General features: G+C 64.5%; 18 protein-coding genes. 9 read left to right on the forward strand and 9 right to left on the reverse strand.

The window, feature by feature from the left end; translation table 11 throughout:
* Positions 1-9 precede the first annotated feature (9 nt).
* Genes J7347_RS00200 through J7347_RS00235 form a run of 8 tightly spaced genes read right to left on the reverse strand, consistent with a single transcriptional unit; the run spans position 10 to position 3,048 of the window.
* On the reverse strand, positions 10-318 hold the full coding sequence (locus tag J7347_RS00200) for a hypothetical protein (RefSeq protein WP_209160283.1): 309 nt from the start codon (positions 316-318) through the stop codon (positions 10-12).
* Entirely contained in the window at positions 315-602 is a 288-nt protein-coding gene (locus J7347_RS00205) for a hypothetical protein (protein ID WP_209160285.1), read from the reverse strand. Before J7347_RS00205 ends, J7347_RS00200 begins: the two co-directional genes overlap by 4 nt.
* On the reverse strand, positions 602-940 hold the full coding sequence (locus J7347_RS00210; RefSeq protein ID WP_209160287.1) for a hypothetical protein: 339 nt from the start codon (positions 938-940) through the stop codon (positions 602-604). Before J7347_RS00210 ends, J7347_RS00205 begins: the two co-directional genes overlap by 1 nt.
* Entirely contained in the window at positions 940-1,257 is a 318-nt protein-coding gene (locus tag J7347_RS00215) for a hypothetical protein (protein WP_209160289.1), read from the reverse strand. The genes J7347_RS00210 and J7347_RS00215 overlap by 1 nt, the downstream gene beginning before the upstream one ends.
* Positions 1,258-1,292: 35 nt before the next feature.
* Positions 1,293-1,667, reverse strand: a complete 375-nt coding sequence (gene pspC / locus J7347_RS00220) for an envelope stress response membrane protein PspC (protein WP_067679533.1) — start codon at positions 1,665-1,667, stop codon at positions 1,293-1,295.
* Positions 1,664-1,960, reverse strand: a complete 297-nt coding sequence (pspB, locus tag J7347_RS00225) for an envelope stress response membrane protein PspB (protein ID WP_067679529.1) — start codon at positions 1,958-1,960, stop codon at positions 1,664-1,666. The genes pspC and pspB overlap by 4 nt, the downstream gene beginning before the upstream one ends.
* Before the next feature lie 3 nt (positions 1,961-1,963).
* Positions 1,964-2,872, reverse strand: coding sequence for a phage shock protein PspA (gene pspA / locus J7347_RS00230; RefSeq protein ID WP_245173742.1), 909 nt, complete (start codon positions 2,870-2,872; stop codon positions 1,964-1,966).
* Between the two features lie 23 nt (positions 2,873-2,895).
* Positions 2,896-3,048: a hypothetical protein gene (locus J7347_RS00235; RefSeq protein ID WP_209160291.1), complete on the reverse strand. Its 153-nt coding sequence runs from the start codon at positions 3,046-3,048 to the stop codon at positions 2,896-2,898.
* A gap of 158 nt (positions 3,049-3,206) precedes the next feature.
* On the opposite strand from J7347_RS00235, the gene pspF reads away from it, so the two are divergent.
* Complete coding sequence (gene pspF, locus J7347_RS00240) at positions 3,207-4,238, forward strand: phage shock protein operon transcriptional activator (RefSeq protein ID WP_209160293.1); 1,032 nt, start codon at positions 3,207-3,209, stop codon at positions 4,236-4,238.
* On the opposite strand, the gene J7347_RS00245 is transcribed toward pspF, so the two are convergent.
* Positions 4,239-4,586: a hypothetical protein gene (locus J7347_RS00245; RefSeq protein ID WP_209160296.1), complete on the reverse strand. Its 348-nt coding sequence runs from the start codon at positions 4,584-4,586 to the stop codon at positions 4,239-4,241.
* 179 nt (positions 4,587-4,765) lie between these two features.
* Here J7347_RS00245 and rimP point away from each other — a divergent pair, with 179 nt between their 5' ends.
* From rimP to truB, 8 genes are read left to right on the forward strand one after another with little or no spacing between them, the layout of a single operon-like run.
* Positions 4,766-5,329 (forward strand): ribosome maturation protein RimP, encoded by a 564-nt coding sequence (rimP, locus tag J7347_RS00250; protein WP_209160298.1) that lies wholly within the window; start codon positions 4,766-4,768, stop codon positions 5,327-5,329.
* Positions 5,329-6,996, forward strand: a complete 1,668-nt coding sequence (gene nusA, locus J7347_RS00255) for a transcription termination factor NusA (RefSeq protein ID WP_209160299.1) — start codon at positions 5,329-5,331, stop codon at positions 6,994-6,996. Before rimP ends, nusA begins: the two co-directional genes overlap by 1 nt.
* Positions 6,977-7,846, forward strand: coding sequence for a DUF448 domain-containing protein (locus J7347_RS00260; protein ID WP_209160301.1), 870 nt, complete (start codon positions 6,977-6,979; stop codon positions 7,844-7,846). Before nusA ends, J7347_RS00260 begins: the two co-directional genes overlap by 20 nt.
* Positions 7,847-10,453, forward strand: coding sequence for a translation initiation factor IF-2 (infB, locus tag J7347_RS00265; RefSeq protein WP_209160304.1), 2,607 nt, complete (start codon positions 7,847-7,849; stop codon positions 10,451-10,453).
* A gap of 18 nt (positions 10,454-10,471) precedes the next feature.
* A complete protein-coding gene (gene rbfA / locus J7347_RS00270) occupies positions 10,472-10,867 on the forward strand; it encodes a 30S ribosome-binding factor RbfA (RefSeq protein ID WP_067679510.1) in 396 nt (131 codons plus the stop codon).
* On the forward strand, positions 10,867-11,442 hold the full coding sequence (locus J7347_RS00275; RefSeq protein ID WP_209160306.1) for a thymidine kinase: 576 nt from the start codon (positions 10,867-10,869) through the stop codon (positions 11,440-11,442). Before rbfA ends, J7347_RS00275 begins: the two co-directional genes overlap by 1 nt.
* Before the next feature lie 24 nt (positions 11,443-11,466).
* Positions 11,467-12,159 (forward strand): site-2 protease family protein, encoded by a 693-nt coding sequence (locus tag J7347_RS00280; RefSeq protein ID WP_209160308.1) that lies wholly within the window; start codon positions 11,467-11,469, stop codon positions 12,157-12,159.
* Positions 12,156-13,163, forward strand: coding sequence for a tRNA pseudouridine(55) synthase TruB (gene truB / locus J7347_RS00285; protein WP_209160310.1), 1,008 nt, complete (start codon positions 12,156-12,158; stop codon positions 13,161-13,163). The genes J7347_RS00280 and truB overlap by 4 nt, the downstream gene beginning before the upstream one ends.
* Position 13,164: the final 1 nt, after the last annotated feature.

The following is a 13,164-nucleotide window of genomic DNA, read 5'->3' on the forward strand; positions in this document are numbered from 1 at the left end:
CCAGGCCCTTCAGTCCTTGTCGTGTTTCTCGTCCTCGGCGCGCAGCGCGTCGATCTCGGCGGAAAGCCGCCGTGTCTCGCGCGCATCGAGGGAATTGTTGTCGGTGGCGATGCGTTCGAGCACGCGGATGCGTTCGCGCAGATTTTCGACCTCGCGGCGCATTTCGCGCGCCTCGCCGTCATCGCGTGAAGGTGCGAAGACGGGATTGCCGTCCTCGTCGCGCGTCACGCCCAGCGTATGGTCGTGGCGCCTCGTGTAGATCTGGACGATACCCCAGATGACGATGCCGACCAGCGCGACCAGAGCCCAACCGGTCATTGCACACTCTCCTTCAGCTCACCGCCGTCGCGCAGATCCTCGATCTGCATGGCGAGATCGGAGCCGCGATCGGTGGCGATGCGTTCGAGCACGCGCACGCGGGCTTCCAGCTTCTGCGCCTTGGCGGCGTATTGCGCGGCCTGTTCGGCGGTCTTGTTGGCCATCAGCTCCATCTGCCTTTCCTTGTGCTTGAGCCAGGTCTGGAAGGTGTCCTGCGCCATGCCCAGGACGATGGCGACCAGCGCGACCGAGCCGATCATGATGGGGATGATTTCCCAGCCCATCAGTTCGCCTCCTTGCCGCTATCCTTCAGCCGCTCGAATTCGTGGCTGAGCTGGTAGCCGCTGTCGGTGACGATGCGTTCGACATTGGCGAGCCGGTCCTTCATCGCACCCATCTCGGCGCGAAGCTGGGCGTTTTCCTGCGTCAGCAGCGCCACGCGCTCCTGCGCCTGGCTGGTGTTGCCCGGTTTCAAGGACTGGCCCCACATCCCTTCGAGGGGATAGCCGTTCTTGATCTTGAGCCGGGTCGTATGGACCGAAGCGATGATCCCGGCCGCGCCGAGAGTGAAGGCGCCCCCGATGATCCAGCCGAGATAGGGGAGGAGGTCGGTGAACTGCATCACGCCATCTCCCGCTTTTCGAAGCTCAGCGGCGTGCCGCTATCTTCGGTCTCGACCGTGCGGGTGTCGCGCAGCGCCTCGATCTGGGTGGCGACGTCATAGCCCTTGTCGGTCACGATGCGTTCGAGGACGCGGACCCGGTCTTCGAGCTTCTGGACTTGGCTGGCATATTGGGCGGCGCGTTCGGCGGTGTGCTGCGCAGTGGCGGAAACCTGCATTTCCGCGACCTTGATCTTCTGCTTCGACCAGATGGCGACCATCGGAATGCCGCACCCCATGACGATACCTGCAAGCGGTATCAAAATCCCCAGATCCATCGTAAATTCCTCCTGTTCCCCTTATCCTGCGCCCCTCAGCGCAGGCGCTCGATCTCTGCGGTGAGCCGCGGGTTCGAGCTGACATAGAATGTTTCGACTTCGGCCAGACGGCGATCCACGTCCTTCATCTTGGCGCGGATTTCGCGGGCCGTGCGCTTCGGGCTCTGCCGCACGCGCTGCCAGTACCGGTTCTCGTCCTGATCGGCGTAGAGATAGGGCGGCTTCTTATCGAGCAGCAGGCCGGCGATGAAATAGGCGGGCAGGGCGAAGCCAGTGATGAGGACCATGATGACGACTGCCATGCGCAGCCAGAACACATTGACCCCGGTATAATCCGCGAGGCCCGAGCACACGCCCATCAGCTTCGCATTCTGCTTGTCGCGATAGAGAGTGGTGCGGGGGCTGTTCATTTCATCGATCCTTTCTTCTCGGCCATCATCTGCTCGAGTTCGCGCAGCTGCTGGTTGTCGACCTCGCTGTCATGGACGAGGCGGGCGGGCTTGAAATCGGGATTGTCGGTGGCGACCAGGCGTTCGACCGTGTCCATCCGGTCGTCCAGTCGCTTGGCGAGATTGTAGAGCTCTTCGAGCAGGGCCTCGTCATCGGTCGTGATGCTGGCGGAGGTCTTCCACTTGGTGACGTAGTGAAGGACGATCCACGGCAGGGCGATCAGCAGAGCGACAACGAAAAAGACTTCTTCCATGGATCAACCCTCCTTATTTCCGGCGTCTTCGGGCTTGCCGAGCGCCTTTTTCATCTGTGCCAGTTCGTCGTCGATCGCGTCCGAGCCTTCCAGCGCGGCGATCTCGTCGGCCAGCGAGTTGCGGTCGCCATCGTCGGCGATCGACAGCGCATCGGCGCGGCCTTCAGCGTAATCGACGCGGCGTTCGAGCTGGTCGAAGCGCGCCAGCGCCTCGTCGGTCCGCTCGGTGCTCATCAGCGTGCGCAGCTTGACGCGGTTTTCCGCGCTTTCAAGGCGCGCGGCGATGGCGGTCTGGCGGCTGCGGGCTTCGCGCAGACGGTTCTGCAACTTCGCGATGTCCTGCTCATAGGCGCGCAGCGCATCGTCGAGCACCGCGATCTCCTGCTTGAGCTGGTCGGAGATATCGGCGGCCTTCTTCTTCTCGACGAGCGCGGCGCGGGCCAGATCCTCGCGATCCTTGCTGAGCGCGAGCTGCGCCTTTTCGGACCAGTCGGCCTGCAACCGGTCGAGCTGCACGGTCTTCCGGTGCATCTCCTTCTGATCGGCGATGGTGCGCGCCGCGCTGGCGCGGACTTCGACCAGCGTCTCCTCCATTTCGAGGATGATCATGCGGATCATCTTCGAAGGGTCGTCCGCCTTGTCGAGCATATCGTTGAAATTGGCCGCGATGATATCGCGGGTGCGGCTGAAAATTCCCATCAAAGGTGCTCCGTTGGAAAAGAATTCGTTGAGTTTCGCTTCGACCCTGGCGCCGTCCATCCAGTCTCCGGCAGACATTCTGTCCGATCGGTCGGACTGGCGCTCGCGCTGGGTCGGGGTGGGGGACCGGCGCAGGCGCTCGACCTCCTCCTCGATGCGCGACGGGCGTCGCTCGGGACCGCGCTCGGGACGCAGATTGCTTTCTTCCCTCATCAGGCGGGGGTCCTCTCGCTCGCTCACGCCAGTTCGACCTGCGCGAAGCCGCCGATCGGCGGGGCGGGCGGATTGGCCGGGGCCTGGCTGGTGAAGGCGACGAAGGTGACCATTGCGGCCACGCTGACCATCGCGGCCTGGCCGAGGCGGGTGCGGAAGAAGCGAAGGTCGTACATGGGTGGTCTTTCCGGGTTGGCAGTGTGTGTTGTTCATAGATTAGCAATCTGTGTGCCAAACTTCACAAGCAACTGATATACAAAGAAATCTTGTAATTCGACGAACGACATGCTGGTGTCGGTTGCCAAGATGTGGGGATTTTCGCTAATCCATGGGAATGGAGCGGGAAAATCAATTCGTCGGGCAGTCGGGGGCGTTTCTCGATGCGGTGGAGCGGACCAGCCGCGCCGCGCCGATGCGCCGGCCTGTCCTGATCATCGGGGAGCGTGGGACCGGCAAGGAATTGATCGCCGAACGCCTCCACCGCCTGTCCACCCGCTGGGACGAACCGCTGGTGACGATGAACTGCGCCGCTCTGCCCGAAACGCTGATCGAGGCCGAATTGTTCGGCCACGAGGCGGGCGCGTTCACCGGCGCGACCAAGCAGCGCGTGGGCCGGTTCGAGGAAGCGGACAAGGGCACGCTGTTCCTCGACGAGCTGGGCACGCTGTCGATGGGCGCGCAGGAGCGCCTGCTGCGCGCGGTCGAATATGGCGAGGTGACGCGCATCGGCGCGAGCCGTCCGGTGCGGGTCGATGTCCGCATCGTCGCGGCCACCAACGAAGATTTGCCGACCAAGGCCGAACGCGGCGATTTCCGCGCCGACCTGCTCGATCGCCTGAGCTTCGAAGTGATCACGCTGCCTCCCCTGCGGGTGCGCGAGGGCGATGTGGCGGTCCTGACCGAATATTTCGGGCGGCGCATGGCGGCGGAGATCGGCTGGGACGGCTGGCCCGGCTTTGCCGACCATGTCCGCGAACAGATGGAGCAGTACGCCTGGCCGGGCAATGTCCGCGAATTGCGCAATGTGGTCGAACGTGCGGTCTATCGCTGGGACGATTGGGAAACGCCCATCGGGCACGTCATCTTCGATCCGTTCGACAGCCCGTGGAAGCCTGCGCCCCTACCCCTGCCGTCGGACAAGCGGGCGGCAATGGCGACTGGGGCGACTGCGGCGGCTCCAGCGGCGCTCGATTACGATTCGATCGCCGATCTACGCGCCGCGGTGGACGAACACGAGCGCGCGATCGTCGAACACGCGCTTGGCAAGCATCGCTGGAATCAGCGCCAGACCGCCAAGGCGCTGGGCCTCAGCTACGACCAGCTGCGTCACTGCATAAAGAAGCACGGGCTGGGCGAGGATGGTTGATCAGCTGAACTCGGTTACGATGCGCGTTTTATAATCCAATCCCTTGGCCGTCGCTTCTCGCTTGAGCTGATCGAGACGTTCCTGAGAAATGCGATCGTTGAAGCGGATTTCGACGGCCTGAATATTCTGATCTGCACGAAATTGCGAATGCGTCGTCTCGATGACCAGATCTTCTTCACCCAAAGCGGTCAGCATTGGGAAAATGTCGTCTTTTGCACCGTCAAGCGTCACGAACACGGTTCGGGTCTGATTTTCGCTTCCGACTACCAAGTCATTGCCGCTCTCGTCTGCCCCACACGCCGATAGCGCGAAAGCCGACATCCCCAAGATTACTGTCGAAACCTTCATTTTCACCCCATCCACTAAACAGATGATTGGGTGCCCTATCCGTTTCCGACTTGCAAGTCGGAGCCGTTCGCTCTATCTCACACGCATCCCGACATTGTCGCGACACTGGAGGGGCTGGCGCCGCGAGGGGCCGGCCACGCAGCTCTGTCGCTGCGGTGTCTTTGAGATTTGGAGAACGAATGGCCGATCTGGCGCGTCTGACCGAAGTGATCGAACCCGAAGCCCAAGCGCTCGGCTTCGAACTTGTGCGCGTCAAGATGATGCCGTCCGAAGCCGGAGACGGTGGGCAGGCCCTTCAGGTCATGGCCGAGGATCCCAAGACCGGTCAGCTCGTGATCGAACAATGCGCCGCTCTGTCGCGCCGTATTTCCGACCGGATCGATACGCTCGAAGAAGAGGGCGAAGTGCTGATCGACGGGGCCTATCACCTCGAAGTCAGCTCGCCGGGAATCGACCGCCCGCTGACCCGCGTGAAGGATTTCACCGACTGGGCCGGGCACGAGGTCAAGATCAGCATGGACAAGGCCTGGGACGGCCAGCGCACCTTGCGCGGCGATCTCAAGGGTATCGAGGATGGCATGGTGACCGTCGTCGATCGCAAGGCGGGCGAAACCAGCGTACCGCGAGAACAGATTCATTCGGCGCAGCTCGTCTTGACCGACGCGCTGATCGCCGCCACCCAGCCGCTCGATACGAGTGGCGCCGACGAAATCGTCGAAACTGAAGAAAAGGCAGACGACTGATGGCCAGTGCCATTTCCGCCAACAAGGCCGAACTCCTCGCGATCGCCAATTCGGTCGCATCCGAGAAGATGATCGACAAATCCATCGTGATCGAAGCGATGGAAGAGGCGATCCAGAAGGCCGCGCGCGCCCGCTACGGCGCCGAGAACGACATCCGCGCCAAGCTCGATCCGAACAGCGGCGACCTGCGCTTGTGGCGCGTCGTCGAAGTCGTCGAGGAGGTCGAGGACTATTTCAAGGAAGTCGATCTCAAGGCCGCGCAAAAGCTTCAGGACGATGCCAAGATCGGCGATTTCATCGTCGACCCGCTGCCGCCGGTCGATCTCGGCCGCATCGATGCGCAATCGGCCAAGCAGGTCATCTTCCAGAAGGTCCGCGACGCGGAGCGCGAGCGCCAGTATGAGGAATTCAAGGACCGCGCGGGCGAAGTTATCACCGGCGTGATCAAGTCGGTCGAATTCGGCCACGTCATCGTCAATCTGGGCCGGGCCGAAGGCGTCATCCGCCGCGACCAGCAGATCCCGCGCGAAGCCGCCCGTGTGGGCGAGCGCGTGCGCGCGCTGATCACCAAGGTGGAACGCAACAATCGCGGGCCCCAGATCTTCCTCAGCCGCGCCGCGCCCGATTTCATGCGCAAACTGTTCGCGCAGGAAGTGCCCGAAATCTATGACGGCATCATCGAGATCAAGGCCGCCGCCCGCGATCCGGGCAGCCGCGCCAAGATCGGCGTTATCTCGCATGACAGCTCGATCGACCCGGTCGGGGCCTGCGTCGGCATGAAGGGCAGCCGCGTCCAGGCGGTCGTCCAGGAATTGCAGGGTGAAAAGATCGACATCATCCCCTGGAGCGAAGAGCAGGCGACCTTCATCGTCAATGCGCTCCAGCCCGCCACCGTCGCACGCGTCGTGCTTGACGAGGAAGAGGGCCGCATCGAAGTCGTCGTGCCTGACGACCAGCTGTCTCTCGCAATCGGCCGCCGCGGCCAGAACGTGCGCCTCGCCAGCCAGCTGACCGGTCACCAGATCGACATCATGACCGAGGAAGAGGCGAGCGAGAAGCGGTCGAAGGAATTCGCCGAACGCTCCAAGATGTTCGAGGAAGAGCTCGACGTGGACGAGACGCTGTCGCAGCTGCTCGTGGCCGAAGGCTTCGCCGAGCTGGACGAAGTGGCTTATGTCGAACTGGACGAGCTGGCCGCTATCGAAGGCTTCGACGAGGAGCTGGCCGAGGAACTGCAGAGCCGTGCCCTGGAAGCGATCGAGCGCCAGGAAGCCGCGCATCGCGAAACGCGCCGCGAGCTTGGCGTCGAAGACGATCTGGCGGAATTGCCGCATCTGACCGAACAGATGCTGGTCGTGCTCGGTAAGGCCGGGATCAAGACGCTCGACGATCTGGCCGATCTCGCCACCGACGAACTGATCGCCAAGAAGCGCGAAGCGCCGCGCCGCCGCCAGCCGGCGCCCGGGGATATGAGCGGCCCGCCGATGCGCCGTCCCGCGCAGCGTCCTGAAGACAAGGGCGGCGTGCTCGGCGAATTCGGTCTGAACGAAGAGCAGGGCAATGAGATCATCATGGCTGCCCGCGCACACTGGTTCGAGGATGAAGAGCCTGCGGCCGCCCCTGTCGCCGAAACACAGGAGGCCGCGCATGCGGACTCCGAACAATGAGCGCCTAGCGTCCCAGACAGACCGAGCCGAACCGGCTTCGTTCCCTGATGGGGGCGAGGGCCGGAAGGCTGCGCGTGCCGACCGCAAGCAGAGCGAGCGGCGCTGCATCCTTGCAGGCGAATCCTCGCCGCGCGAGGGGCTGATCCGGCTTGCCGTATCGCCTTCGGGCCTGGTCCTGCCGGATGTGCAGGCCAAGGCACCGGGGCGGGGCGCCTGGATCGGCGTGACGCGCGCGGAACTGGAAGATGCCACCGCGAAAGGCCGTCTGAAGGCGGCGCTGGCGCGGGCGTTCAAGTCCGGCGATCTCCAAATTCCGCCCGATCTGCCCGAAAAGATCGAAAACGCTCTGGCCCGCATCCTGCTGGACCGGTTGGGACTGGAACTGAGGGCGGGAAGTATTATCTTGGGCGCCCAGCGCATCGCCGAAGCGGCGCGCGGCGGGGCGGTTGCATTGCTGTTCCACGCCGAAGATGCGAGCGAGGACGGGCGCAAGAAGCTCGACCAGGCCTGGCGCGTCGGAAGCGAGCGCGAAGGCAGCGGCGATCGCGGCCTCGTCTTGCCGCTGGACCGGATGGCGCTGTCTGTGGCATTGGGCCGCGAGAACGTGGTGCATCTGGCCGTGGGGCATCCCGCGGCGGCGGCGCGGATCGCAGGACTCCTGCAACGACTGGTCCATTTTACCGGGAGCGCATCCGATGCTCCCGCCCGGAACGCGGACTCAGGCGCGGCCTCAGGCGCAACCCCAGGCGCCGCACCGAACGCGGATCGGGGCGCGAACGATATGAATGACGACGCGGCGGCCCCCATCGGGGCGGGTCGCGAGACGAATACGGAAGAAAGAACGAGCTAGATGAGCGACGACGACAAGAAACCTGCCCGCAAGCCGCTGTCCCTCAAGGGCAGCCAGCCGGGCGAGGTCAAGCAGACCTTCAGCCATGGCCGCACCAACAAGGTGGCGGTCGAGGTGAAGCGCCGCCGCAAGCTCGTGAAGCCCGGCGAGGCCGCGCCTGCGCCCGCACCGGCTCCCGAAGCGGCGCCTGCGCCCGCTCCGGCACAAACTCCAGCGCCGAGCCCCGCTCCGGCCCCGGCGCCCGCGCCGGTTACGAAGGCCCCTGCGCCCAAGCGTCCCGCGCCGTCCGACGAGACGCCACAGGAACGCGTCGCCCGCCTCCAGCGCGAGGCCGAGGAAGACCGCCTGCGCATGGCCGAGGAAGCGCGCGTCCGTGAGGAGCGCGAGGCGAAACAGGCCGTCGAGGACGAGAAGAAGCGCGCCGAGACCAAGGCGCAGGAAAAGGAAGCGCAGAAGGAAGCCGAGCAGCAGGCCGAAAAGGATGCTGCCGCCCGCGCCGAGAAGGACGCCGAGGCAGCGTCCGCGAGCGAGCAGGAGGCGTCCTCCGATGCCGCAACGGGCGATGCCGCAGCCGGGGAAGCCGCCGCCGATGCTCCGGCCGCGCCCGCGCCGCGTCGATTCACGCCGGTCGCCCGGCCTGAGCCCAAGCGCCCCGAAAAGCCCAAGAAGGACGACAAGAAGTCGCGCACCGCGACGACTGCGGAGCGTCCCGACAAGCGCCGTTCCGGCAAGCTGTCGGTCACCAAGGCGCTGAACGAGGACGAGGGCCGCCGCGCCCGTTCGCTCGCCGCGCTCAAGCGTGCTCGCGAAAAGGAACGTCGCACGCATGGCGGCCCCAGCAAGCCGCGCGAGAAGCAGGTTCGCGACGTGGTCGTGCCGGAGGCGATCACCGTGCAGGAACTCGCCAACCGCATGGCCGAAAAGGGCGCGGATCTGGTGAAGGAATTGTTCAATCTCGGCATGATGGTCACCGTCAACCAGACGATCGACCAGGATACCGCCGAATTGCTGGTCGATCAGTTCGGCCACAACGTCCAGCGCGTGTCCGAAGCCGATGTCGACATCGTCAACGAAGAGGACAACGATCCCGAAGAGACGCTGCGTCCGCGTCCGCCGGTCGTCACTATCATGGGCCATGTCGATCACGGCAAGACCAGCCTGCTCGACGCGCTGCGCGGTGCCAATGTGGTGAAGGGTGAAGCCGGAGGCATTACCCAGCATATCGGCAGCTATCAGGTGAAGACGAAGAAGGGCGACGCGGTCACCTTCCTCGACACGCCGGGCCACGCCGCCTTTACCGAAATGCGTGCGCGCGGTGCCAATGTCACCGATATCGTGGTGCTGGTTGTCGCTGCCGACGACGGCGTGATGCCGCAGACGATCGAGGCGATCAATCACACCAAGGCCGCCGGCGTCCCGATGATCGTGGCGATCAACAAGGTCGACAAGCCCGAAGCCAATCCGGACAATATCCGCAATCGCCTGCTCGAACACGAAGTGATCGTGGAGAAGATGTCGGGCGACACGCAGGATGTCGAAATCTCCGCGAAGGAGAAGACCGGGCTCGACGAATTGCTCGAGGCGATCAATCTTCAGGCCGAACTGCTCGAACTGAAGGCGCGCCCCGATCGCGAGGCCGAGGCGACCGTGATCGAAGCGCAGCTCGACAAGGGCCGCGGTCCGGTCGCGACCGTGCTGGTCACGCGCGGCACTCTGAAGCGCGGCGATACGTTCGTGGTCGGCACCCAGAGCGGCCGTGTCCGTGCGATCGTCAACGATCAGGGCAAGCAGATCAAGGAAGCCGGGCCGTCCATGCCGGTCGAGGTCCTGGGCCTTGGCGGCGTGCCCAATGCAGGCGACACGCTCACCGTGGTCGAGAACGAACAGCGCGCCCGCGAGGTCGCGGAGTTCCGCCAGACCAAGGCGACCGAGAAGCGCACCGCGCTCGCCCCCACCAATTTCGACACCATGTTCGCTGGCCTCCAGTCGAACGTGATCGAATTCCCGGTGCTGGTGAAGGCGGACGTGCAGGGTTCGGTCGAAGCGATCAATTCGGCGCTCCACAACCTGTCGAACGACGACATCAAGGTGCGCGTCCTGCACGCCGGGGTGGGTGCCATCACCGAAAGCGACGTGCAGCTGGCCGCCGCCAGCAATGCGCCGATCATCGGCTTCAACGTGCGTCCCAATCCCAAGGCGCGCGAACTGGTCAAGCGCGACAATGTCGAGATGAAGTATTTCGACGTGATCTATCACCTCACGGAAGAGATCACGAAGGAAATGCTCGGCGAACTCGGGCCGCTCAAGGTCGAGAACGTCATCGGCCGCGCCGAGGTCAAGGAAGTCTTCAAGTCCGGCAAGAAGGACAAGGCGGCAGGCCTGCTCGTGGTCGAAGGCATCATCCGCAAGGGCGTCCATGCGCGCCTTACGCGCGACGACGTCATCGTCTCGGCCACAACCATCGCCTCGCTGCGCCGCTTCAAGGACGATGTGGACGAGGTCCGCTCGGGTCTCGAATGCGGCGTGGTACTGGCGGATACGAACGACATCCGCGCAGGCGACCAGCTCGAAGTGTTCGAGGTGACGGAGCAAGAGCGGACTCTCTAGTCCGCTCGCCGACCCGCGATGGCAAAGCACGCGTCTTCGTCCGAACAGCAATCCGTCCGCGTCCTCAAGGTGGGGGAGCGGGTGCGGCATATCCTGTCCGAACTGCTCGCCCGGGGCGAGGCGCATGACGACGTGCTGCGCGCGCATACCATCAGCGTGACCGAGGTGCGGATGACGCCGGACCTCAGAAACGCCAAGGCTTACGTGAAGCCGCTGATGGGCGAGGACGAGACGGCAGTGCTGAAAGCGCTGCGCACCAACACTGCGTTCTTCCAGAAGGAGGTCGCGCAGCGGCTGGGGCTGAAATTCGCCCCGCGCCTGAGTTTCCAGCCCGACGAGAGCTTCGACGAGGCCGACCGGATCGAACGGTTGCTGAGCGATCCCAAGGTGGCCCGCGACCTCGACGAGGACTGATGGCCAAGCTCTATTTCTACTATGCCAGCATGAATGCGGGGAAGAGCTCCACGCTGTTGCAGGCCGATTTCAACTATCGCGAGCGCGGCATGCGCACGATGGTATGGAGCGCGCGGCTCGATACACGTGGCGAGGGCATGGTCAGGAGCCGCATCGGGCTGGAGGCGGATGCGCATCTCTACGATCCCGGAACCGACCTGTGGCAAGCGATCCGCGCGGCGCATGATGCGCAACCGCTCGATTGCGTGTTGATCGACGAGGCGCAATTCCTGACGCGCGATCAGGTCTGGCAATGCGCGCGGCTGGCGGATGAAGCGGGCATTCCGGTGATCTGCTATGGCCTGAGGACCGATTTTCAGGGCGAGCTCTTCCCCGGTTCCGCCGCATTGCTGGGCATTGCGGACAAATTGGTCGAACTGAAGGGCGTGTGCCATTGCGGGCGCAAGGCGACGATGAATCTGCGCGTCGATGAAAGCGGCAAGGCCGTCCGCGCGGGCGAGCAGACCGAGATCGGCGGCAACGAGCGCTACGTCGCGCTTTGCCGCAAGCATTTCACCAGCGCGCTGGCGGGCTGACCGCGCGCATCCTATCTAAGCCCCATGACCGAAACCCTCCTTCTCGCCGCGATCCTGGTGCCGTGCCTGATCGTCGCCATCGTCTTCCACGAGGTGGCGCATGGCTGGATGGCGCTGATGCTCGGCGATCCGACGGCGAAGGAGCAGCGGCGGCTTTCCCTGAACCCGATCCGCCATGTCGATCCCATCGGCACGCTGCTGGTGCCGGGCGCGCTGGCGCTGTTCGGCGGGCCGATCTTCGGCTGGGCGAAGCCGGTGCCGGTGAATGCGCGGCGGCTGAACAATCCGCGCTTTGGGATGATGGCAGTCGCGGCGGCGGGGCCGGGGACGAACCTCGTTCTGGCGCTGATCGGTGCGGTGCTGGTGGGCGTGTTCGCGGGTCTCGCCTTCGATGCGGGCGAGGCGCTGCCCGACTGGGCGGTGACGGCGGGAGGCACCTTTATTCTGATCAATGTCTTTCTCGCGCTGTTCAACCTGTTGCCGATCCCGCCCTTCGACGGCTCGCACATCCTCGGCGGCCTCCTCCCCCGGCGCTATGCCCGTCACTGGCAGAAGGCGCAGGGGCTGGGCATGGTCTTCTTTATTGTCCTGATCGCGGCGACGTGGGCCTTTCCCGATAGCGGGATCGTTGAGAATGTGGTCCTCCCGCCCGTGATGTGGGCACAACAGGTTTTCGCCGGGATCGCCGATGCGGTGGCACGGGGGATAGCGGGATGAGTCACCCCGCTTCCGGCTGGCTGATACTCGACAAGCCGCGCGGGATGGGCTCGACCCAGGCGGTCGGCGCGGTCAAGCGCGTGTTGCGGCAGGGCGGCCATGCGAAGACCAAGGTCGGCCATGGCGGCACGCTCGATCCGCTGGCCGAAGGGGTGCTTCCGATCGCATTGGGCGAGGCGACGAAGCTTGCCGGGCGCATGCTCGACAGCGACAAGATATACGCCTTCACCATTCAGTTCGGCGAAGAGACCGACACGCTCGACACCGAAGGCGAGGTGGTGCGCACGTCCGACCGGCGCCCGCCGATGGCGGCGGTAGCGGCGGTGCTCGACCATTTCACCGGAGAGATCGAGCAAGTCCCGCCCAAATATTCCGCGCTCATGATCGACGGCAAGCGCGCCTACGACCTCGCCCGCGCGGGCGAGGAGGTCGAGATGAAGACCCGCCGCGTGACGGTGCACGATTTACGCCCGTTTCGGGAACCTGTTGACGATACGGGCGAAGTCGAACCGCTTCCGGCCTCGTCCTTCGCCACCACGCTCGGTCGGCCTGACCCTTACGATCCGCAAGCGCCGCTGGAACTCGCCGATAGCGTCACACTCGTCGCGCATGTTTCCAAGGGGACGTATATCCGTTCGCTTGCACGGGACATCGCACACGCGCTTGGAACTGTGGGGCATGTCACCTATCTCAGGCGCATCAAGGCCGGGCCGTTCCGCGAGGAACAGGCGATTTCGCTGGACACTCTTGAGGAAATCGCTAAGGGCGCGCCACTTGAACACCTTTTCCTGCCGCTGGAGGCCGGACTGGACGACATCCCGGTCCTACCCCTCGACCCGACAAGCGCGCAGGCGGTCCGCCAGGGCCGGGTCTTGTCGGAATTGTCCCAGCCCGATGGGCTCCATTTCGCGAAACTGGGCGCTGTCCCGATCGCCTTGATGGAGATCGAAGGCGGCACGGCCAGGGTCGTGCGGGGCTTCAACCTTCCCGATGTCGCGGAGTAGA

Origin of the sequence: Erythrobacter sp. A6_0 (genome assembly GCF_017744235.1) — a bacterium.
Classification (GTDB): domain Bacteria; phylum Pseudomonadota; class Alphaproteobacteria; order Sphingomonadales; family Sphingomonadaceae; genus Qipengyuania.

Excerpts from the sequence above, each read along its gene's own strand:
- J7347_RS00200 (WP_209160283.1), bottom strand. The coding sequence starts at position 318 with ATGACCGGTTGGGCTCTGGTCGCGCTGGTCGGCATCGTCATCTGGGGT.
- J7347_RS00205 (WP_209160285.1), bottom strand. The coding sequence starts at position 602 with ATGGGCTGGGAAATCATCCCCATCATGATCGGCTCGGTCGCGCTGGTC.
- J7347_RS00210 (WP_209160287.1), bottom strand. The coding sequence starts at position 940 with ATGCAGTTCACCGACCTCCTCCCCTATCTCGGCTGGATCATCGGGGGC.
- J7347_RS00215 (WP_209160289.1), bottom strand. The coding sequence starts at position 1,257 with ATGGATCTGGGGATTTTGATACCGCTTGCAGGTATCGTCATGGGGTGC.
- pspC (WP_067679533.1), bottom strand. The coding sequence starts at position 1,667 with ATGAACAGCCCCCGCACCACTCTCTATCGCGACAAGCAGAATGCGAAG.
- pspB (WP_067679529.1), bottom strand. The coding sequence starts at position 1,960 with ATGGAAGAAGTCTTTTTCGTTGTCGCTCTGCTGATCGCCCTGCCGTGG.
- pspA (WP_245173742.1), bottom strand. The coding sequence starts at position 2,872 with ATGAGGGAAGAAAGCAATCTGCGTCCCGAGCGCGGTCCCGAGCGACGC.
- J7347_RS00235 (WP_209160291.1), bottom strand. The coding sequence starts at position 3,048 with ATGTACGACCTTCGCTTCTTCCGCACCCGCCTCGGCCAGGCCGCGATG.
- pspF (WP_209160293.1), top strand. The coding sequence starts at position 3,207 with ATGGAGCGGGAAAATCAATTCGTCGGGCAGTCGGGGGCGTTTCTCGAT.
- J7347_RS00245 (WP_209160296.1), bottom strand. The coding sequence starts at position 4,586 with ATGAAGGTTTCGACAGTAATCTTGGGGATGTCGGCTTTCGCGCTATCG.
- rimP (WP_209160298.1), top strand. The coding sequence starts at position 4,766 with ATGGCCGATCTGGCGCGTCTGACCGAAGTGATCGAACCCGAAGCCCAA.
- nusA (WP_209160299.1), top strand. The coding sequence starts at position 5,329 with ATGGCCAGTGCCATTTCCGCCAACAAGGCCGAACTCCTCGCGATCGCC.
- J7347_RS00260 (WP_209160301.1), top strand. The coding sequence starts at position 6,977 with ATGCGGACTCCGAACAATGAGCGCCTAGCGTCCCAGACAGACCGAGCC.
- infB (WP_209160304.1), top strand. The coding sequence starts at position 7,847 with ATGAGCGACGACGACAAGAAACCTGCCCGCAAGCCGCTGTCCCTCAAG.
- rbfA (WP_067679510.1), top strand. The coding sequence starts at position 10,472 with ATGGCAAAGCACGCGTCTTCGTCCGAACAGCAATCCGTCCGCGTCCTC.
- J7347_RS00275 (WP_209160306.1), top strand. The coding sequence starts at position 10,867 with ATGGCCAAGCTCTATTTCTACTATGCCAGCATGAATGCGGGGAAGAGC.
- J7347_RS00280 (WP_209160308.1), top strand. The coding sequence starts at position 11,467 with ATGACCGAAACCCTCCTTCTCGCCGCGATCCTGGTGCCGTGCCTGATC.
- truB (WP_209160310.1), top strand. The coding sequence starts at position 12,156 with ATGAGTCACCCCGCTTCCGGCTGGCTGATACTCGACAAGCCGCGCGGG.